The 18,855-nt window shown below is 71.6% G+C and carries 17 protein-coding genes; 10 read left to right on the forward strand and 7 right to left on the reverse strand.

The genetic code is table 11. The annotated features are described in order from the left end of the window. The first annotated feature begins 66 nt into the window (after positions 1–66). Genes GH723_RS06535 through GH723_RS06545 form a run of 3 tightly spaced genes read left to right on the forward strand, consistent with a single transcriptional unit; the run spans position 67 to position 1,492 of the window. Positions 67–426 carry a DUF427 domain-containing protein gene (locus tag GH723_RS06535; protein ID WP_153758903.1) on the forward strand — a complete coding sequence of 120 codons (360 nt, stop codon included), beginning with the start codon at positions 67–69 and terminating at the stop codon, positions 424–426. Between the two features lie 38 nt (positions 427–464). Next, entirely contained in the window at positions 465–704 is a 240-nt protein-coding gene (locus GH723_RS06540; protein ID WP_153758904.1) for a hypothetical protein, read from the forward strand. After that, entirely contained in the window at positions 692–1,492 is an 801-nt protein-coding gene (locus GH723_RS06545) for an aromatic ring-hydroxylating oxygenase subunit alpha (protein ID WP_229023126.1), read from the forward strand. Before GH723_RS06540 ends, GH723_RS06545 begins: the two co-directional genes overlap by 13 nt. 88 nt (positions 1,493–1,580) lie before the next feature. Here GH723_RS06545 and nucS read toward each other — a convergent pair whose 3' ends face one another. The 5 genes from nucS to GH723_RS06570 form a co-directional block, all read right to left on the reverse strand. Continuing rightward, positions 1,581–2,240 (reverse strand): endonuclease NucS, encoded by a 660-nt coding sequence (gene nucS, locus GH723_RS06550; protein ID WP_153758906.1) that lies wholly within the window; start codon positions 2,238–2,240, stop codon positions 1,581–1,583. A 52-nt stretch (positions 2,241–2,292) separates the two neighbouring features. Beyond that, positions 2,293–3,888 (reverse strand): ABC1 kinase family protein, encoded by a 1,596-nt coding sequence (locus tag GH723_RS06555; RefSeq protein ID WP_229023127.1) that lies wholly within the window; start codon positions 3,886–3,888, stop codon positions 2,293–2,295. A 4-nt stretch (positions 3,889–3,892) separates the two neighbouring features. Next, positions 3,893–4,714, reverse strand: a complete 822-nt coding sequence (locus GH723_RS06560) for a 3'(2'),5'-bisphosphate nucleotidase CysQ (RefSeq protein ID WP_229023128.1) — start codon at positions 4,712–4,714, stop codon at positions 3,893–3,895. Next, positions 4,711–6,390: an energy-dependent translational throttle protein EttA gene (gene ettA / locus GH723_RS06565; RefSeq protein WP_153758907.1), complete on the reverse strand. Its 1,680-nt coding sequence runs from the start codon at positions 6,388–6,390 to the stop codon at positions 4,711–4,713. Before ettA ends, GH723_RS06560 begins: the two co-directional genes overlap by 4 nt. Positions 6,391–6,488: 98 nt before the next feature. Beyond that, on the reverse strand, positions 6,489–7,904 hold the full coding sequence (locus tag GH723_RS06570) for a histone H1-like repetitive region-containing protein (RefSeq protein ID WP_153758908.1): 1,416 nt from the start codon (positions 7,902–7,904) through the stop codon (positions 6,489–6,491). 71 nt (positions 7,905–7,975) lie between these two features. Between GH723_RS06570 and GH723_RS06575 the strand changes: the two genes are divergently transcribed. Beyond that, positions 7,976–8,620 (forward strand): HAD-IA family hydrolase, encoded by a 645-nt coding sequence (locus GH723_RS06575; protein WP_153758909.1) that lies wholly within the window; start codon positions 7,976–7,978, stop codon positions 8,618–8,620. Between the two features lie 4 nt (positions 8,621–8,624). Here GH723_RS06575 and GH723_RS06580 read toward each other — a convergent pair whose 3' ends face one another. Continuing rightward, positions 8,625–12,293: a multifunctional oxoglutarate decarboxylase/oxoglutarate dehydrogenase thiamine pyrophosphate-binding subunit/dihydrolipoyllysine-residue succinyltransferase subunit gene (locus tag GH723_RS06580; RefSeq protein ID WP_229023129.1), complete on the reverse strand. Its 3,669-nt coding sequence runs from the start codon at positions 12,291–12,293 to the stop codon at positions 8,625–8,627. 102 nt (positions 12,294–12,395) lie between these two features. Between GH723_RS06580 and GH723_RS06585 the strand changes: the two genes are divergently transcribed. From GH723_RS06585 to aztB, 4 genes are all read left to right on the forward strand, one after another. Next, positions 12,396–13,187 (forward strand): exodeoxyribonuclease III, encoded by a 792-nt coding sequence (locus GH723_RS06585; RefSeq protein WP_153758910.1) that lies wholly within the window; start codon positions 12,396–12,398, stop codon positions 13,185–13,187. Then, entirely contained in the window at positions 13,180–13,917 is a 738-nt protein-coding gene (locus GH723_RS06590; RefSeq protein ID WP_153758911.1) for a PaaI family thioesterase, read from the forward strand. The genes GH723_RS06585 and GH723_RS06590 overlap by 8 nt, the downstream gene beginning before the upstream one ends. A 65-nt stretch (positions 13,918–13,982) precedes the next feature. Next, on the forward strand, positions 13,983–14,975 hold the full coding sequence (locus GH723_RS06595; RefSeq protein WP_153758912.1) for a metal ABC transporter substrate-binding protein: 993 nt from the start codon (positions 13,983–13,985) through the stop codon (positions 14,973–14,975). Between the two features lie 23 nt (positions 14,976–14,998). Next, positions 14,999–15,850, forward strand: a complete 852-nt coding sequence (gene aztB / locus GH723_RS06600) for a zinc ABC transporter permease AztB (protein ID WP_229023132.1) — start codon at positions 14,999–15,001, stop codon at positions 15,848–15,850. Here aztB and GH723_RS06605 read toward each other — a convergent pair. Then, the gene (locus GH723_RS06605; RefSeq protein WP_153758913.1) at positions 15,847–17,889 is read right to left on the reverse strand and encodes an ATP-dependent DNA helicase UvrD2; all 2,043 of its coding nucleotides are present in this window, start codon (positions 17,887–17,889) and stop codon (positions 15,847–15,849) included. The genes aztB and GH723_RS06605 overlap by 4 nt on opposite strands. A 49-nt stretch (positions 17,890–17,938) precedes the next feature. On the opposite strand from GH723_RS06605, the gene GH723_RS06610 reads away from it, so the two are divergent. Further along, complete coding sequence (locus GH723_RS06610; RefSeq protein ID WP_153758914.1) at positions 17,939–18,283, forward strand: metallopeptidase family protein; 345 nt, start codon at positions 17,939–17,941, stop codon at positions 18,281–18,283. Between the two features lie 25 nt (positions 18,284–18,308). After that, a complete protein-coding gene (locus tag GH723_RS06615) occupies positions 18,309–18,845 on the forward strand; it encodes a glycine cleavage system protein R (RefSeq protein ID WP_153758915.1) in 537 nt (178 codons plus the stop codon). Positions 18,846–18,855 lie beyond the last annotated feature (10 nt).

Here is an 18,855-nt window from a genome sequence, read left to right on the forward strand (position 1 = left end):
CCCGGGCTGCGGTCCGGGCCGACCCGCCGGTGGAATCCTCCTCGGGTCCGCGGCGTTGTCGCGACCATGAGCTCAGGTCACACCGTCACGATCGCCCCCGCCGACGCCCACGTGGAGGTGCGTCTGGGCGATGTCGTCCTCGCCGACAGCCGCCGCGCGCTGCGCCTGGACGAGACCGGGCTCCCGCCCCGGTACTACGTCCCGAAGGACGACGTCCGGATGGACCTGCTCGAGCCCACGACGTTCCACACGACGTGCCCGTTCAAGGGCCAGGCGTCCTACTGGTCGGTCGAGGTCGCCGGCACGCGCCACGACGGCCTGGCCTGGGCCTACGAGACGCCCATCGACGGCGCGACCGACATCGCCGGCCACCTGTCGTTCTACCCCGACCGCGCCGAGGTGCGGGTCGACGGCGACGCGATCTAGCGGGTCCGGTCTCTTGCCGGGCCGCTACGGTCCGGGCGATGGATCTCCCGAGGGGTCTTCCGCCGCGGCTCTACGTCGACGACGAGGTGTTCGCCGCCGAGCGCGAGCGGATCTTCGGCGGATCGTGGCTCCCGGTGTGCCGGACCGAGGACGTCGCTCGTCCCGGCGACTACGTGGCCCGTGAGGTCGGCGGCGAGCCCGTCGTCGTCGCCCAGCGCGCGACGGTGGGCTCACCGCGCTCGCCAGCGTGTGTCGCCACCGCAACATGGTCCTGCTGAGCGGGACCGGCAACGCCGCGGCGATCCGGTGCCCGTACCACCTCTGGACCTACTCGTGGGACGGCAGCCTCGTCGCGGCGCCGCAGACGGCAGGGCTCGACGGGTTCGACCGGTCGGAGGTCTGCCTGCCGCGCCTGGCCGTCGAGACCTGGCAGGGCTTCGTTCTCGTCAACACCGACCTCGACGCCGAGCCGCTCGCCCCGCAGCTCGTCGGCCTGGACGAACGGCTCGCGGGGCTCCGGATCGACGAGATGGTCCGCGTCGGCGCCATCGAGTGGGACCAGCCCTGGAACTGGAAGACCACGTTCGAGAACTACGCCGAGTCCTACCACCACCAAGGCGTGCACCCCGACACCCTCCAACCGATCTTCCCCGGGGAGCGCTCCCTGCCCGCGACCGGGGGCGACGCGCCGTGGCTGGCGCTCGACCACGAGTCCACGGTCGAGGGGGTCGAGCCCATCCTCGTGCTGGCCGTGTTCCCGCTCCTGTGGCCGACCGTCGTGCGGCCCGACTCGATGGTCTGGCTGCGGATCGAGCCCCACGGACCGGCACGGTCCACACTCACCACCGAGGTGTTCGTGCTCCCCGAGCTCGCCGACGACGAGGAGGTCGTGGCCGGCCACCTCGAGGCCACCCGTGCCGTGAACGCCCAGGACGAGGTGCCGAACCGGGGTGTGGCCGCCGGCCTCGCGAGCCGCTACGCCACGACGCCGGTCCTGCATCCGCTCGAGGCGGGCATCGACCACTTCACCCGCTGGTACCTCCAGCGCATGGGAGCCGACGCGTGACGGTTCCGCAGGATGAGAACCGCCGCCGGCTTCCGTCGCTGCCTCATCCACCGGAGGTGCCCGATCCCGGAGAACACCGCGTGGCGGCCTAGAAGAGGCGCAGCTCGTTCGACTCGATGCCGCGCAGCTCGTCGTAGTCGACCTCGACGCAGGTGATCCCGCGCGTCGCGGCGAGCGTGCGCGCCTGGGGCTTGATCACCTGGGCGACGAACATGCCCTGGACGTCGGCCATCGCCGGGTCGCTGCGCAGCAGCGTCAGGTAGCGGGTCAGCTGCTCGACACCGTCGATCTCGCCGCGGCGCTTCACCTCGATCGCGACGAGACGGCCGTCGGCGTCGCGGCACATGAGGTCGACCGGCCCGATGTCGGTGGGGTACTCGCGCCGGACGAGCGACAGACCCTCGGCGAGCGTGCCGGTGTTGGCGGCGAGGAGCTCCTGGAGGTGCGCCTCCACGCCGTCCTTCGAGAGCCCCGGGTCGACCCCCATCTCGTGGCTCGAGTCCGAGAGCACCTCGTGCAGCGTGATCGTGAGCTGCTCGCCCTTCGGGTTGACGACCGTCCACTCGCCGTCGCCCTCCACGAGGCGGTTCGGGGCGTTCATCCAGTTGAGCGGCTTGTAGGCGCCGCCGTCGGCGTGGATGGCGACGCAGCCGTCCGCCTTCACCATGATGAGGCGCACGGCTTCGGGGAGGTGGGCGGTGAGGCGTCCGGCGTAGTCGACGGAGCAGCGGGCGATCACGAGGCGCATCGTCGGAGCACCGTAGCGGCCAGGCGCCGGGGGCCCGCGACGCCCCGCGCCGCTACTTCAGGTCGGCGCCGCGCTTGCGGAAGCGCTCCCGGATGAGCTCGCGCCGGGCCTGGAGGTCGCGGTAGGTGAGGCTCTCCGCGACGGACGGATCGACGCCGAAGCTGGCCTTGACCCCGCTGAGGTCGAGCTCCACCGAGCGGGGATCGACGCCGATGTCCTTCGCGATCGTCTCGCCGTGGCGGGTCGTGAAGTACATGGCGATCTGGGTGATCTCGGCGAAGAGGTCGAGGTCGGGAGCGAGGCGGGCGATGGCGCCGTCGAGGAAGACCATGTTCTTCACGAAGAGCATGAGCTCCTTCGGCATCCGGGCGCCGTAGCCGAGCAGGGCCTTCACCACGTCCTGGATCTCGGAGATGAGCTCGTCGGGGGTGAGTGCCGTCGGGTCGAGCGGCGGGCGGTCGAGGCCGAGGTCGACGACGACGGCGTCGAGGTCGGTGTCGGGCGGCAGGGCACCGAGGTCCCGCAGGGCGGCGAGCTGGCCCTTGATGTCGTTGACGCTCGCGGTGAGGAGCAGCCGCAGGAACGCCAGCCGGCGTGGCTCGCTGAGGCGGCCCGTGATGCCGAAGTCGAGCAGCGCGGTGCGACCGTCGCGCATCACGAACAGGTTCCCGCCGTGGAGGTCGCCGTGGAAGATGCCGTGCAGCATCGCCCCCTCCATGAAGCCGATCATGCCGGTGCGGATGATCGCCTCGGTCTGGAGCCCGGCGGCGTGCATGCCGGCGACGTCGTCGAACGCGAACCCCTCGAGGCGCTCCATGACGAGGACCCGACGGGTGACCATCGTCGGGTGCGGGCGGGGGATGACGTAGCCGCGCTGGTCGAGCGCCGCGAAGGTCCGCGCGACGTCGAGCATGTTCTCGGCCTCGACGCGGAAGTCGAGCTCCTCGGTGATCGTCTCGGCGAACACCTCCACGAGGGCAGGCGGGTTGGCGAGGGCGGTGACCGGGATGCGCCCGACGAGGAAGGGCGCCAGCCAGGCCATCACCTCGATGTCGCGGTGCACGAGGTGGGCGACCGTGGGTCGCTGCACCTTGACGACGACCTCCTCGCCCGTGTGGAGGCGAGCGGTGTGGACCTGGGCGATCGACGCGGCGGCGAGCGGCTCGGGGTCGAAGCGGGCGAACAGGACGTCGAGGGGCGCGCCGAGGTCCTCCTCGACGACGCGCCGGACGTCGTCGTAGGGCTCGGGTGGGACCCGGTCGCGGCACTTCTTGAACTCGTCGACGAGCTCGTTCGGGAACAGGCCCTCACCCGAGGAGATGATCTGGGCCAGCTTGATGAAGGTGGGACCGAGCTCCTCGATCGCGATGCGCATGCGCCGGGAGAGCCCGGCACGCGAGCGGGATCGGTCGCCGCTGCGCTTCTCGACGAGCCGCCAGCCGATGAGGGCGCGGCCGAGGTGGAGGACGACGACGGCGAGCCGGCGCAGGGGCGGCACCTGCCGGGGGCTGATCAGCCGGGGGAGCTCGCGGCGGACGACGGCACGTGCGGTGGGGACGGCCCGGCGCCACGGCATGTCGTCGGGCACGACCGTCCACGGCGCGTCGTCGGAGAAGGAACCGATCCCGAGGTCGGCGGGCGATCGCACGGCGCTATGCCCACATCTCGGCTTCGTCGTCCTCGATCGAGGTGCCGACGCGCGCCCGGACGAGCTCGATGATGCGCTCGGCGTGCTCGGGTCGGCAGATGAGGAGGTCGGGGAGCCACGGGTCCGGCCGGTTGTAGCGCAGCGGGCTGCCGTCGATGCGCGAGACGTGGAGCCCGGCGGCCGCGGCGACCGCCACGGGGGCGCAGGAGTCCCACTCGTACTGGCCGCCGGCGTGGGCGTAGATCTCGGCCTCGCCCCGGACGACGGCCATCGCCTTGGCCCCGGCCGACCCGAGCGGCACGAGCTGCCCGCCGAGGTCGTCGGCGATCACGTGGCAGATCATCGCCGGGCGGCTCCGGCTGACGACGAGGCGCGGACCGTGCGCGGGAGCGGGCGGCAGGGTCGGCGCAGGGTGGGTCGACAACGTCGTCGCGAGGGCCGGGAGCGCCACGGCGCCGGCGACCGGGGCGTGGTCGACGACGAGGGCGACGTGGACCGCGAAGTCGTGGCGGAGCTCGCCGTACTCGCGGGTGCCGTCGAGCGGATCGACGATCCAGGTGCGCTCGGCGGTGAGCCGCGAGGCGTGGTCGCGCCCTTCCTCCGACAGCACGGCGTCGCCGGGGGCGAGCTCGGTGAGGGCGTCCATGATGAGCTCGTGGGCGCGGCGGTCGCCTTCCTGCTCGATCGCCCAGCGCGGCGCGCCGGCATCCACCAGCTCGGCGCGCAACGCGGTGAGGAGCTCGCCGGCGGCGGTCGCCACCTGCGCCGCGATGGCGTGGTCGTCGAGCTCCTCGCTCGGCGCGTCGGAGGGCACGGTTCCGGTCAACTCCGGACGAGGGGCTTGTACTTGATCCGGTGGGGCTGGTCGGCCTCCGCGCCGAGCTCCTTGCGGCGGAAGGCCTCGTACTCGGAGAAGTTCCCCTCGAACCAGCGCACCTGGGAGTCGCCCTCGAACGCCAGGACGTGGGTGGCGACGCGGTCGAGGAACCAGCGGTCGTGGCTGATGATCACCGCGCAACCCGGGAAGGACTCGAGCCCGTCCTCGAGGGCGCGCAGCGTGTCGACGTCCAGGTCGTTGGTGGGCTCGTCGAGGAGAAGGACGTTGCCGCCGCTGGTGAGGACCTTGGCGAGGTGGACGCGGTTGCGCTCGCCACCGGAGAGGACGCCGACCTTCTTCTGCTGGTCGGACCCCTTGAAGTTGAAGCCGGCGACGTAGGCCCGGCCGTGCATCTCGCGCCCACCGACGTCGATGGTGTCGGCCCCGCCGGTGATCTCCTCGTAGACCGTCCGCTCCGGGTCGAGGACGTCGCGGGACTGGTCGACGTAGGCCAGCTGCACCGTGGGACCGATGCGGAGCTGTCCTTCGTCGGGCTCCTCGGAGCCGGTGATCATCCGGAACAGAGTGGTCTTGCCGGCGCCGTTGGGACCGATGACGCCGACGATGCCGGCGCGGGGGAGCGTGAAGCTCAGGTCCTCCACGAGGAGCCGGTCGCCGAAGCCCTTCGAGATGTGCTCGGCCTCGATGACGACGTCGCCGAGCCGGTCGCCGGCGGGGATGGAGATCTGCAGCGCCTCGTCGCGTCCCTGGGAGGACTGCGCCTCGGCGAGCATCGCCTCGTAGGCGCTGAGACGGGCCTTGCCCTTGGCCTGGCGGGCCTTCGGCGCCATCCGCACCCACTCGAGCTCGCGGGCCAGGGTCCGCTGGCGCGCCGACTCCGTCTTCTCCTCCTGGGCCAGCCGGGCCTTCTTCTGCTCGAGCCAGGAGCTGTAGTTCCCCTCGAACGGGTAGCCACGACCACGGTCCAGCTCGAGGATCCAGCCCGCCACGTTGTCGAGGAAGTAGCGGTCGTGCGTGATGGCGACGACGGTGCCGGAGTAGTCCTTGAGGAACCGCTCCAGCCAGGCGACCGACTCGGCGTCGAGGTGGTTGGTGGGCTCGTCGAGGAGCAGGAGGTCGGGGCGGGCGAGGAGCAGGCGGCACAGAGCGACGCGCCGCCGCTCGCCGCCGGAGAGGTTCGTCACATCGGCGTCGGCGGGCGGCAGCCGCAGCGCGTCCATCGCGATGTCGATGGTGCGCTGGAGGTCCCATGCGCCCGCGGCCTCGATCTTCGCCTCGAGGTCGGCCTGCTCGGCGCCGAGCTTCTCGAAGTCGGCGTCGGGATCGGACCAGCCGGCGAGGACGGCTTCGTAGCGGGAGAGGAGGGTGGCGGTCTCACCGACGCCGTCCATCACGTTGCCGAGGACGTCCTTGTCGGGGTCGAGCTGCGGCTCCTGCTCGAGCAGTCCCACCGTGAACCCGGGGGTGAGGCGTGCCTCCCCCGTGTAGCCGTCGTCGAGTCCGGCCATGATGCGCAACAGCGAGGACTTGCCCGCGCCGTTGGACCCGATGACGCCGATCTTGGCGCCCGGGTAGAAGCTGATGCTCACGTTGTCGAGCACCGTGCGGTCCGGCGGGTAGAACCTGCTGACCTTGTGCATCGTGTAGATGAATTGGGCGCTCATCGACTCGACACTACCGGGCGGTCCGCGCGTCCCACCCCGGCCCGGACGCGGCGATGCCCCGGCGTGGTGCCGGGGCATCGCGCATCAGGAGCGTGGGCTCAGCGTCGAGCGGGCGCCTTCTTGGCGGGGGCCTTCTTCGCGGGGGCCTTCTTGGCCGGTGCCTTCTTCGCGGGCGCCTTCTTGGCCGGTGCCTTCTTGGCGGGCGCCTTCTTGGCCGGTGCCTTCTTGGCGGGCGCCTTCTTGGCCGGTGCCTTCTTGGCCGGTGCCTTCTTGGCGGGCGCCTTCTTGGCCGGTGCCTTCTTCGCGGGCGCCTTCTTGGCCGGTGCCTTCTTGGCCGGTGCCTTCTTCGCGGGCGCCTTCTTGGCCGGTGCCTTCTTGGCCGGTGCCTTCTTCGCCGCAGCCTTCGCGGGGGCCTTCTTGGCCGGTGCCTTCTTCGCTGCCGTCTTCTTGGTTGCCACGGGTGTGGTTCTCCTTGTCCGGGATGTGGTGGTCGCCGGCTCGTTCGACGCGAGTTGGTCTCCTGCCGGGCTGGGTGCTGCACCGGCGTCGTCGACGCCGTCCTCCTCCTGCTCGGGTTCCGCCGTCGCGAAGCCGGGCAGGGCGAGATCGATGCCGCGTCGCGGCGTGTCGAAGGATTGGACCACGAAGGTTCGCGACTCGCCAAGGGTGAGCACGTCACGGGCGCGGCGCGGCGCGGGGTCGTCCATGGCCTTCAGCGGGATGTAGCACTGCGCGTCGCCGATCGTGACGTACGCACCGTGCGACGAGAACCGGTCCACGACGCCGTCGACCTCGGAGCCCAGGGGGTGCTCGGCGATGAACTCGATGAAGACCATCGGAGCGTTGAGCGGCTCGGTGCTGCCCCCACGCTTGCGGCGGCGGCCGGAGTCGGTTGCGGTCGACTTCTGCTCGGAGGAGGTGTCGTCGGTTGGCGCCGGTGCAGGTGCCGCGGCACGCGAGCCCCGACTGCGCTTGGCGGGAGCCTTGGTGTCCGCGTCGTCCTTCGCAGGTGCCTTCTTGGCCCTCCGCCGGCTCGGGGCGGGGGAGGTGCCGGCACCCTGCTTCGCGTCCTTGATCGACTTGCGGCTCGCCGGACCACGGACGGGCGTGCGGGGGAGGAACACCCAACCGACGTGCTCGACCGGCTTGCCGCCCACCAACCGGCCCTCGTCGAACAGCCACCCGTACTGGCCGTGGAACTCCTGGAAGGAGTCGTTGGAGAGGACGGTGGCGTCGGCTCGGTCGGCGATGAGCAGCACGAAGGCGTCGCCGCGGCCGATGGCGCCTGCGGGCGGCGACACGATCTCGCCCGCGAGCACGGCCTCCTCGTAGCGCTGCCGCTCGCTCGCGTCGATGCGGTGACCGAAGGTCGCGTCGACGACCACGGTGACGACGTCGTGGGGGTGCTGGGCGAGGAACGCGCGGACCGCGTCGTCGAGCTGCTGGAGGCTCGGCGCGGTGCGTCCCTCGGTCGCGATGTTGGAGCCGTCGACGACGACGTGGTGGGCACTCATCTCGCAGACAGTCAAGCAGTTCCCGGTGGCACCGCTGCGGACCCACCGCGTGCGATGCCTACGATCGCCCGATGATCCGTGCAGCGCTCTTCGACTTCGGTGGCGTCATCCTGTCCAGTCCGTTCGAGGCGTTCGACCGCTACGAGCGGGAGAACGGGCTCCCCGAGGGGTTGATCCGGACGTTGAACGCGACCAACCCTGACGACAACGCCTGGGCGAAGCTGGAGCGCAGCCAAGTCGACCTCGGTCAGTTCGCCGAGCTCTTCGAGGCGGAGGCTCGCGCCGTCGGGTACGAGGTCGACGGGCGCGCGGTCCTGGGGCTGCTCGGTGGCACGGTCCGACCGGAGATGGTCGAGGCGCTGCGCCGCTGCAAGGAGCGGTTGCTCACCGGGTTGCTCACGAACAACTTCGTCAGCGGCGCGGCTCGCGACGCCGCCGAGGATCCCACCGGACGTACGGCGCAGATCGCCGAGATCATGGGCATGTTCGACGCGATCGTCGAGTCGTCGAAGGTCGGGGTCCGCAAGCCGGACCCGCGCTTCTACGAGATGGCGTGCGAGATGCTCGGCATCGAGCCGTCGGAGGCCGTGTTCCTCGACGACCTCGGGATCAACCTGAAGCCGGCCCGGGCGCTCGGCATGACGACGATCAAGGTCGTCGACCCCGACGCCGCGATCCGCGAGCTCGAGGCCGCGGTGGGCTTCCCTCTCCGCTGAGGACCTACAGGCCGCCGAGCGCTCGATCGAGGATGTCGGCCTGCTCGTAGGCGTGGATCGCCGCGGAGCCGGATGCCGGGCTGCCGGACTCGGCGCGGCTGACGCGTCGGATCGAGTGCGTGTCGCCGTGCGCCTCGTACAGGCGGCCCTTCGCGAAGTTCCAACCGCCCATGTTCTCTGGCTCCTCCTGGAGCCAGACGATCTCGCGGGCGTTGCCGTAGCGGTCGAGGAGCTCGGCGATCTGGTCGAACGGCCACGGGTAGAGCTGCTCGACGCGCACGACGGCGACGGGCGCGCCGGTCTCGTCGCGGCGGGCGAGCGCGTCGTGGCCCACCTTGCCGCTGCAGAGCACGACGCGTCGGATCGCTGCGGGATCGTCGACCCGGGGGTCGTCGAGCACCTCGCGGAACGAGCCGCTGGTGAGGTCGTCGATGGTGCTGCGCGCCGGCTTGGCCCGCAGCAGCGACTTGGGCGTGGCGATGACCAGCGGCTTGCGCACGTCGCGGTGCATCTGACGCCGGAGGAGGTGGAAGTACTGCCCGGCCGTGGTGGCGTTGGCGACCTGGATGTTGTCCTCGGCGGCGAGGATGAGGAAGCGCTCGATGCGGGCCGACGAGTGCTCGGGGCCCTGGCCCTCGTAGCCGTGGGGCAGGAGCAGCACGAGCCCGGATGTCTGGTGCCACTTGTCCTCGGCGGCGACGAGGAACTGGTCGATGATGATCTGCGCGCCGTTGACGAAGTCGCCGAACTGCGCCTCCCAGCAGACGAGCGCGTCCTTGTTGGCGACGGAGTAGCCGTACTCGAAGCCGAGGGCGGCGTACTCCGACAGCAGCGAGTCGTAGATCCACAGGCGCGTGTCGCCGTCGGCCATGGACTCGAGCGGCACGTACTCGGCGCCGCTCTCGAAGTCGACCAGGGTCGAGTGTCGCTGCGAGAACGTGCCGCGGCGTGAGTCCTGGCCGGCCAGGCGGATCGAGATGCCCTCGTCGAGGAGCGACCCGAAGGCCATCGCCTCGGCCAGGGCCCAGTCGACCTCGCCTTCGGCGAACATCTTGTCCCGGGCCTCGAACTGGCGAGCCAGCTTCGGGTGCATCGTGAAGCCCTCGGGCAGGGTCGAGAGCACCTTGTAGAGGCGGTCGACCACCGAACGGTCGACGCCGGTGGGCACCTGCGGGAGCACGCCGTGCGTCTCGAGCCGCCGTGGCGCGTGGGCCCCGGGCTCGGGAGCGGTGGACCGGGTCTCGTCGAGCGCGGCCTGGAGGCGGGCCTGGTAGTCGTCGAGCGCCTGCTCGGCCTCTTCGAGGGAGATGTCCCCACGCTTCACGAGCGCCTCGGTGTACTGCTTCCGGACCGACCGGCGATCGTCGATCTTCTTGTACATCTGCGGCTGGGTGTAGCTGGGGTCGTCGCCCTCGTTGTGCCCGTGCCGGCGGTAGCAGAACATGTCGATGACGACGTCCTTGTTGAACCGCTGGCGGTAGGCGAACGCCAGGCGGGCCACGCGGACGCACGCCTCGGGGTCGTCGCCGTTCACGTGGAAGATCGGCGCCTGGACCATCTTGGCCACGTCGGTCGGGTACTCCGACGAGCGGGCGGCGTGCGGCGGGGTGGTGAAGCCCAGCTGGTTGTTGATGATCACGTGGATCGTGCCGCCGACGCGGTAGCCCTTGATCATCGAGAGGTTGAGCGTCTCGGCGACGACGCCCTGGCCGGCGAAGGCCGCGTCGCCGTGGATCAGCACCGGCAGGACCGGGTAGTCGCCGGAGTCGGCGGCGTCCATGTGGGCGCGGGCCATGCCGACGACGACGGGGTCGACGGCCTCGAGGTGCGACGGGTTCGCGGCGAGCTCGACCGGGATCTCCTGGCCGGACTGGCTGACGAAGGTGCCCGACTGGCCGAGGTGGTACTTCACGTCGCCCGAGCCCTGGATCGACTCGGGGTCGATGTTGCCCTCGAACTCCTTGAAGATCTGGTCGTAGGACTTGCCGACGATGTTCGTCAGCACGTTGAGGCGACCCCGGTGGGCCATGCCGAGCACGGCGCGCTGCATGCCCGAGTCGGCGGCCTCGCCGAGGATGGAGTCGAGCAGCGGGATGGTGCTCTCCGCACCCTCGATGCCGAAGCGCTTCTGGCCGACGTACTTGGTCGAGAGGAACTTCTCGAACGCCTCGGCGGCGTTCAGCCGGCCGAGGATGTGCCGCTGCTCCTCGGTGGTGACCTGGACCGACACGCCCTCGACCTGCTCCTGGATCCAGCGCTTCTCGGCCGGGTCCTGGATGTGCATGTACTCGATGCCGATCGTGCGGCAGTACGCGTCGCGCAGCACGCCGAGGATGTCGCCGAGGGGCATCTTCGAGCGCCCGCCGACCGGTGCGTAGATGCCGGCGCCGCTGGCGGTGAGGAACTCGCGGTCGAGGTCCCAGATCGTCAGCCCGTAGGTGGCCGGATCGAGCTCGGGGTGCATCGTCGGCTCCTCGGACGCCAACGGATCGAGGTCGGCGATGAGGTGGCCACGCACGCGGTACATGTTGATGAGCGTGTTGACCGCGATCTGCTTCTCGAGCTGGGACTCCTCGCGGTCGATCGGGTTGATGTCCCGACGCCACTGCACCGCCTCGTAGGGGACGCCGAGCGAGCGGAACACGTCGTCGTAGAAGTGGTCCGCGCCCATCAGGAGCTCGTGGACCTTCTTCAGGAAGAGGCCCGACTCCGCACCCTGGATGATCCGGTGGTCGTAGGTGGAGGTGATCGTGATCACCTTCGAGATGCCGAGGTCGGCGAGCGTCCGGGGGTCGGCGGCCTGGTAGGCGGTCGGGTAGTCGATCGAGCCGACGCCGACGATGAGGCCCTGGCCCGGCATGAGGCGCGGCACCGACTGGACGGTGCCGATCGTGCCGGGGTTGGTGAGGCTGACGTTGGTGCCCGAGAAGTCGTCGGGGGAGAGCTTGTTGGTGCGGACCTTGCGGATCAGGTCCTCGTAGGCCGTGTGGAAGCCGGCGAAGTCCATCGTGTCGGCGTCCCTGATGCAGGGCACGAGGAGGGTGCGGGAGCCGTCGGACTTCTCGACGTCGACCGCGATGCCGAGGCCGACGTGGTCGTGGCGCACGACGTAGGGCTTGTCGTCCTCGCCCCGCTCGAACGTGCTCTTCATCACCGGCATGGCGTCGGCGATGGCGCGCACGACGGCGTAGCCGATGAGGTGGGTGAACGAGACCTTCCCGCCGCGCGTGCGGCCGAGGTAGCCGTTGATGACCTTGCGGTTGACCTCGAGCAGCTTCGCCGGCACCTCGCGGAAGCTCGTGGCCGTCGGGACCTCGAGGCTGCGCTCCATGTTCTCGACGATGCGGGCGCCGGCGCCACGGATCGGGTCGCCGGGTGCGGGTGCAGGGGCCGTCGCAGGCTCGGAGGGTGTGGCAGCGGCGCCGTTGGTGGCGGGGGGAGCGGGACTCGGCGCCGGGGGAGCGGCCGCGGGTGCGGGGCTCGGGGCCGGTGCGGGAGGGGCGGTGGCCGTCGCCCCGGTGGAGCCGGTCGGCTCACGTCGGTAGTCGGTGAAGAACTCCTGCCAGCTCTCCGAGACGGAGCTCGGATCGTCCAGGTACTGCTCGTACATCTCGTCGACGAGCCAGGCGTTCGGTCCGAGCGTCGAACCTGATGGGGGTTGTGTATCGGCCACGGGTCGATGATATCGGCGCCCCTCGGGGGCCCTGCCCGACCCCTGGTCCCCTCGTCGCGGCTCGGGCGGGCCGGCCGCACCGTGGTCGCTATCGTCGCCGTCGTGCGCATCGCGACCTGGAACGTCAACTCCCTGAACGCCCGCATGCCGAGGGTCGAGGCGTGGCTGGCCGACGTGCAGCCCGACGTGCTCTGCATGCAGGAGACGAAGCTGGCCGACTCGGCGTTCCCCGCCATGGCGTTCGAGTCGCTCGGCTACGAATCGGTCCACCACGGCGACGGCCGGTGGAACGGCGTGGCGATCCTCAGCCGCGTCGGCCTCGACGACCCCCTGTTCGGCTTCCACGAAGGCCTGGAGCCCGACAGCGACACCCGTCTCGTGTCCGCCACCTGCGGGGGCGTCCGGGTGCACTCGGTCTACGTGCCGAACGGCCGCGCGCTCGGCGACCCGCACTACGACTACAAGCTGTCGTGGCTCGGTCGACTGCGGTCGCACCTGGACGAGACCTGTGACCCGAGCGCGGACGTCGTGGTGTGCGGCGACTTCAACATCGCGCCCACCGACATCGACGTCTGGGACCCGGCGGCGTTCGAGGGCTCGACCCACGTCACGGCGCCCGAGCGGGACGCGCTGGCGCAGGTCGTCGACTGGGGTCTCGTCGACACGTTCCGCCGGCGGTACCCGGACGTCGAGGGCCTCTTCTCCTACTGGGACTACACCGCCGGCCGCTTCCACAAGCGCCAGGGGATGCGCATCGACTACGTCCTGGCGTCGCAGCCGCTCGCGGCGCGCAGCACGATCGACCTCGTCGATCGCAACGCCCGCAAGGGGACGAAGCCCTCCGACCACGCGCCGGTGATCGCCGGCTTCGGGCCGCGGGGCACCGGTGCCTGACGAACGCCCACCGGGCCGCACCGCGCCGCCGGGAGCCAGCGGCTGGGCCGCGCCGTTCATCACCGGTGAGGCCGACGTCGAGCTCACCCCGCACCGGCTCGAGAAGCGGCGCCTCGCCGCTGCCGTGCGGCGCATCGTCGACGCCGCGATCTCGATGGACCTCTCGGCCGACGAGGTGACGTCGCTCGCCGATCGCCTCGACGCCATGGCCTCCGAGCTCAGCGATCGGCCCGCCGCGGCGTACGAGGGCTTCGCCGAGGCAGCCACCTCCCCGTGGGCCGACGGGTTCTTCGATCGCAGCCCCGTGCTCGGGGAGGCCAACGCGCTCGCCCCGCCCATCCGGCTCGAGTTCTCCCCCGACCGCATCGTCGGTCGGGTGGTCTTCGGGGCCGCCTACGAGGGTCCGCCGTCCTGCGTGCACGGCGGTTGGATCGCTGCGGCGTTCGACGAGGTGCTCGGGGCGGCGCAGTCGATCAGCGGTGCCGGCGGGATGACCGCCTACCTGAAGGTCGACTACCGCGCCCCGACGCCGCTGCACGAGGAGCTCGTGTTCGAGGGGGAGCTCGCTCGCCGCGAGGGCCGCAAGATCTTCACGACGGGACGGGTCCGCCACGGCGATCTCGTCACCGCCGAGGCCGAGGCGCTCTTCATCTCCATCGACTTCTCCCGCTTCGCCGAGATGCGTCGCGCTCGTGGCGACGAGGTGGAGGGCACCACCGGCGACGCCTGAACGGGGGGCGACGGAAGCGCCAACCACGGTTGCAAGTGAGAACCGTCCTCAATATCGTTCTGGCCATGCGTCTGCTCCGGACCGTCCTGGCCGCCGTGCTCCTCGTCGCCGGCGTCGCTGCGTGTGGCGACGACGATGCGGGAGGTGACGGCGCGAGGGTCGTCGCGACGACGTCGATCCTCGGCGACGTCGTCCGCTCGATCGTCGGGGACGACGTCGAGGTCGAGGTGCTGATCCCGCCGGGCACCGATCCCCACGATGCCGCACCCTCGGCCCGCCAGGCCGCCGACCTGCGCTCGGCGTCGCTGGTCGTCGCCAACGGGTTGGGGCTCGAGGCCGGCCTCGCCGACGCGCTCGACGCTGCGGCGGACGACGGCGTGCGCGTCATCGAGATCGGCGAGCTCGTCGAGCCGCTCCCCTTCGGTGATGCCCACGAGCACGACGACGAGGGCGAGCACGACGAGGGCGAGCACGACGATGACGAGGGCGACCACGACGAGGGCCAGGACCACGCGCACGGCGACGAGGATCCCCACCTGTGGCACGACCCCGTCCGCATGGCGCAGGCCGTCCCCGGCCTCACCGACGCCCTCGTCGACGCCCTGCCCGACATGGACGCCGACGCGATCCGGGCCCGGTCCGACGACCTGGTCGCCGAGCTGGAGGCGCTCGATGCGGAGATCCGCGAGATCCTCGCCGCCGTCCCCGCTGAGCGGCGCTACCTGCTGACCAACCACGAGACGTTCGGCTACCTCGCCGAGCGCTACGACTTCGAGGTCATCGGTGCGGCCCTGCCCGGTGGCGACACCCTGTCGCGCCCGAGCGCGCAGGAGATCGCGACGCTCGTCGAGGAGATCGAGGCCCACGACCTGCCGGCCATCTTCGCCGAGAACGTGTCGGGCGATCAGCTCATCCGCACGATCGCCGAGGAGGCAGGCCGGGAGGTCGAGGTCGTCGCCCTGCACACCGACGCGCTCGGCGAACCGGGCAGCGGGGCCGACACCTACCTGGGCATGCTGCGCACCAACGCGGAGCTCATCGCCTCGGCCCTCGGGTGAGCGTGCCTGCGTAGGCTCCCGCCGTGGACTGGTTGATCGCCCCCTTCGAGCCGGAGTTCATGCAGCGCGCCCTGCTCGCCGGGGTGCTCGCCGTGGTGACGACATCGCTCGTCGGCACCTGGGTCGTGATCCGCGGCATGACCTTCATCGGCGACGCGCTGGCCCACGGCGTCCTTCCCGGCATCGCCCTGGCGTTCGTCTGGGGACTCGACCTGCGACTCGGGGCGATGGTCAGCGCCCTCGCCATGGTCGGCGGCGTCGGGCTCGTGAACCGACGGGCACGGCTGCCGGAGGACGCCGGCATCGGGTTGCTCTTCGTCGGGATGCTCGCCCTCGGCGTGATCATCGTCTCCCGGCAGCGGTCCTACTCCGGGGAGCTCAGCTCCTTCCTCTTCGGCGACATCCTGGGGGTCACCCGTGGTGACCTCGTCGTGCAGGGGCTGGTGGCGCTCGGGGTGCTCGCGGCGGTCGTCGGCGGGTTCCGCGCCTTCCTCGCGCTGTCGTTCAACGCCGACACCGCCGCCGTCCTCGGCCTCCACCCCCGGGCCAGCCACCTGGCGATGCTCGGCCTGGTCGCAGTGGCGGTCGTCGCCTCGTTCCAGGCCGTCGGCACGCTCCTCGTGTTCGGCCTGCTCGTCGCGCCGCCGGCCACCGCGTCCCTCCTCGTCCGCCGGGTCCCCGCGATGATGCTCGTCGGCGTCCTCGTCGGCGTGGCGTCGGTCTACGTGGGGCTCGTCGTCAGCTACCACCACGGCACGGCGGCCGAGGCCACGGTGGCGTTCACGTCGGTGTCCACGTTCTTCGTCGTCCTCGCCGGGCGGGAGGCTGTCGTCGCGGCACGTCGCGGCGCGGCGACGTCCGCCGCACCGGGCTAACCGGGCGTGCGGCCGTGCTCCGCGACGACCGACAGCAGGTCGTCGCCATGGCGCTCCGCCTTCACCGGTCCGATGCCGGGGAGCCCGAGCAGCTCGGCCCGGCTGGCCGGCCGCCGGCTGGCGACCGCGACGAGCGTGGCGTCGTTGAAGACGACGTAGGCCGGGACCCCCGCGGCTCGGGCGCGGGTGGCGCGCCACTGGCGGAGCGCCTCGAAGAGCGGCTGGTCGGCCGGATCGAGCTCGGTCGGTGCGCCGCCGCTGCGTCGTCGGCCCCGGTCGCGCGGGCCGCTGCGCAGCGCCTCCCGTTGGGCGCGCAACGTGGCTCGGCGGGCCGAGACGTCGCCCCCGGCATCGTCGAGCGCCGCCTCCACCTGCACGAGGTAGGGCGAGGGCTCGCGCTGGGCGGTGCGCTGCCCGAAGGTGCGGGTCTCGGCCCAGCTGCAGAGGAGCCGCTCCTCGGCCCGGGTGACCGCGACATAGAAGAGGCGCCGCTCCTCGGCGAGGGCCGCGGGCGTGGTGGCGTGGCCGATCGGCACGTAGCCCTGCTCGAGGCCGGCCAGGTGCACGACCGGCCACTCCAGTCCCTTCGCGGCGTGGAACGTCGTGACGTCGACGGCGTCGCGGTCGGGGGCGTCGGACCCGACGGTGGCCCGCAACCAGGCGAGGAAGCCGTCCGAGGTCGGCGCCAGGTCGATCCGCTGGTAGTCGCGTGCGAGCCGGACGAGCATCTCGAGGTTGGCGCGCCGCTCGGCCACCGCGTCGGACGTGTCGGTGGGCGCCGCGGCCGCTTCGTCGTCGGGGTCCGCCGTGGGCTCGGGCTCGATCGTGGCCTCGAGGTCGGCGATCGCGACGTCGAAGGCTCCGTGGTGCCGTCGGAGGCCGGCGAGCGCGGTGCGGACCTCCGCCTGCTCGAGGAGCCCGGTGCCGCCCCGGACCCGATGGGGGATGCCGGCGGCCTGCAGGGCCTCGCTGAGCAGCGCGGTCTGCGCGTTGGTGCGGACCAGGACGGCCTGCGTGCTCCAGCGTGCGTTCGGGGCCCGGGCGTCCCGGACCGCCCGGGCGATGCCCCGTGCCTCGGCGGCGTCGGAGGGGAATGAGCGGATGAGCGGCGCCGGACCGTCGGGACGGTTGGCGCGCAGCGACGCGCCGTGGCGGCTGCGGGCCAGGACGGCGTTGGCCGCCGCGAGGATCTGCGGCGTGGACCGGTAGTTCTCGACGAGCGCCACGCTCTCGGCTCCCGGGAACCAGCGGTCGAAGTCGACGAGGTAGCCGGCGTCGGCGCCGTTCCACGCGTAGATCGCCTGGTTCGGATCGCCCACCACGCACAGGTCGGTGCGGTCGCCGAGCCAGGCGCGCAGGAGGTCGAACTGCAGCGGGTTGACGTCCTGGAACTCGTCGACGAAGAGGTGGCGGAAGCGCCACCGCTGGGCGGCGGCGACCTCCGGGTCGCCCATGTCCCTGATGCAGAGCGCGAGCAGGTCGTCGAAGTCGACCATGCGACGCTGGCGCTTGGTGGCCTCGTACCTCGCGAACGCCTCGGCCACGACGTGCGGGGCCATCGGCGGCGTGCGGGCGGCCCGGTGGGCGGCGTCGACGTAGGAGTCGGGACCGACGCGTCGGGCCTTGGCCCACTCGATCTCGCCGACGACGTCGATGGCCTTCACGTCGCGGGGGAGGAGGTCGGCGACGAAGCGGACCTTGCGATCGAGCAGGTCGGGCGGGCGGATGCCGCGCTCCTCCCAGCGGGCGCGCAGCTGCGCGAAGGCGATCGAGTGGAACGTGCCGGCGGCCACGGTGTCGCGCATGCCCAGCTGGCGCAGCCGCGTGCCGAGCTCGCCCGCCGCCTTGCGGGTGAAGGTGAGCGCCAGCACGTGGCGCGGGTCGGCGTCGTCGGTGGCGACCCGGTGGCCGATGCGGCGGGTGAGCACGCGCGTCTTGCCCGACCCGGCGCCGGCCAGGATGCAGAGAGGGGCTGCGGTGCTGGTGACCGCAGCCCGCTGCGCGTCGTTGAGGTCGGCGAGGAGGCGGTCCGGGTCCACTGCGGCTCACCCTACCGAGGGCCTGTGACGCCTTCGGTAGGGTGACGTCGTGATCCGGGTGAGCGCGACGCGGTTCGAGGAGCTCGTCGCCGACGCGCTCGACGAGATCCCCGAGGAGCTCGTCGCGCTGATGGACAACGTCGTGGTCGTCGTCGAGGACGAACCCGACGAGCCAGGCCTCCTCGGGCTCTACGACGGCACGCCGCTCACCTCCCGCGAGGCCTACGGCGGCTTCGAGCTGCCGGATCGCATCACGATCTACCGCAACCCCATCTGCGCCATCGCCCACGACGAGGACGACGTCGTCGAGGAGGTCCTCGTCACCGTCGTCCACGAGGTCGCCCACCACTTCGGCATCGAGGACGAGCGGCTCCACGAGCTGGGGTGGGGATGAGCACCACGTCCAGGAGGATCGAACCATGACGCACGAGCTGTCGGTGACCGCGATCGGGGAGGACCGACCCGGCGTCGTCGCGGCGATCACCGGTGCCCTGGCCGACCTCGACGCCAACCTCGAGGACACGTCGATGACGATCCTCGGCGGTCGCTTCGCGATGGTGCTCATCGTCGACGTGCCCGACGACGTCGGCCCCGCCGAGGTCGAGGCCGCGCTCGCCCGGCCCGCCGCGGACCTCCACCTCGACGTCAGCGTCCACGCCAGCGACCCGTCGTCCACGCCGACCGACGGCGCCCGGCACAGCGTCGCGGTCTACGGCGCCGATCGGCCGGGCATCGTCCACGCGGTCGCCCGGGCGCTGGCGGACGCGGACGTCAACATCACCGATCTCGCGACCCGGGTCGTCGGCGGGTCCGAGCACCCGGTCTACGCCATGCTCCTCGACGTCACCGTCCCCGCCGGTACCGACGTCGAGGCGGTCGAGGCCGAGCTGCGGCACGTCGCGGCCGCGCTCGGCGTCGAGCTCTCGATCCACCCGGCCGACGCCGACATCCTCTGAGGTCCGACGC

This window comes from Actinomarinicola tropica (genome assembly GCF_009650215.1).
GTDB classification, from domain to species: Bacteria; Actinomycetota; Acidimicrobiia; order Acidimicrobiales; family SKKL01; genus Actinomarinicola; species Actinomarinicola tropica.

Excerpts from the sequence above, each read along its gene's own strand:
- GH723_RS06535 (WP_153758903.1), top strand. The coding sequence starts at position 67 with ATGAGCTCAGGTCACACCGTCACGATCGCCCCCGCCGACGCCCACGTG.
- GH723_RS06570 (WP_153758908.1), bottom strand. The coding sequence starts at position 7,904 with ATGAGTGCCCACCACGTCGTCGTCGACGGCTCCAACATCGCGACCGAG.
- ettA (WP_153758907.1), bottom strand. The coding sequence starts at position 6,390 with ATGAGCGCCCAATTCATCTACACGATGCACAAGGTCAGCAGGTTCTAC.
- GH723_RS06545 (WP_229023126.1), top strand. The coding sequence starts at position 692 with ATGGTCCTGCTGAGCGGGACCGGCAACGCCGCGGCGATCCGGTGCCCG.
- nucS (WP_153758906.1), bottom strand. The coding sequence starts at position 2,240 with ATGCGCCTCGTGATCGCCCGCTGCTCCGTCGACTACGCCGGACGCCTC.
- GH723_RS06540 (WP_153758904.1), top strand. The coding sequence starts at position 465 with ATGGATCTCCCGAGGGGTCTTCCGCCGCGGCTCTACGTCGACGACGAG.
- GH723_RS06615 (WP_153758915.1), top strand. The coding sequence starts at position 18,309 with ATGACGCACGAGCTGTCGGTGACCGCGATCGGGGAGGACCGACCCGGC.
- GH723_RS06575 (WP_153758909.1), top strand. The coding sequence starts at position 7,976 with ATGATCCGTGCAGCGCTCTTCGACTTCGGTGGCGTCATCCTGTCCAGT.
- GH723_RS06595 (WP_153758912.1), top strand. The coding sequence starts at position 13,983 with ATGCGTCTGCTCCGGACCGTCCTGGCCGCCGTGCTCCTCGTCGCCGGC.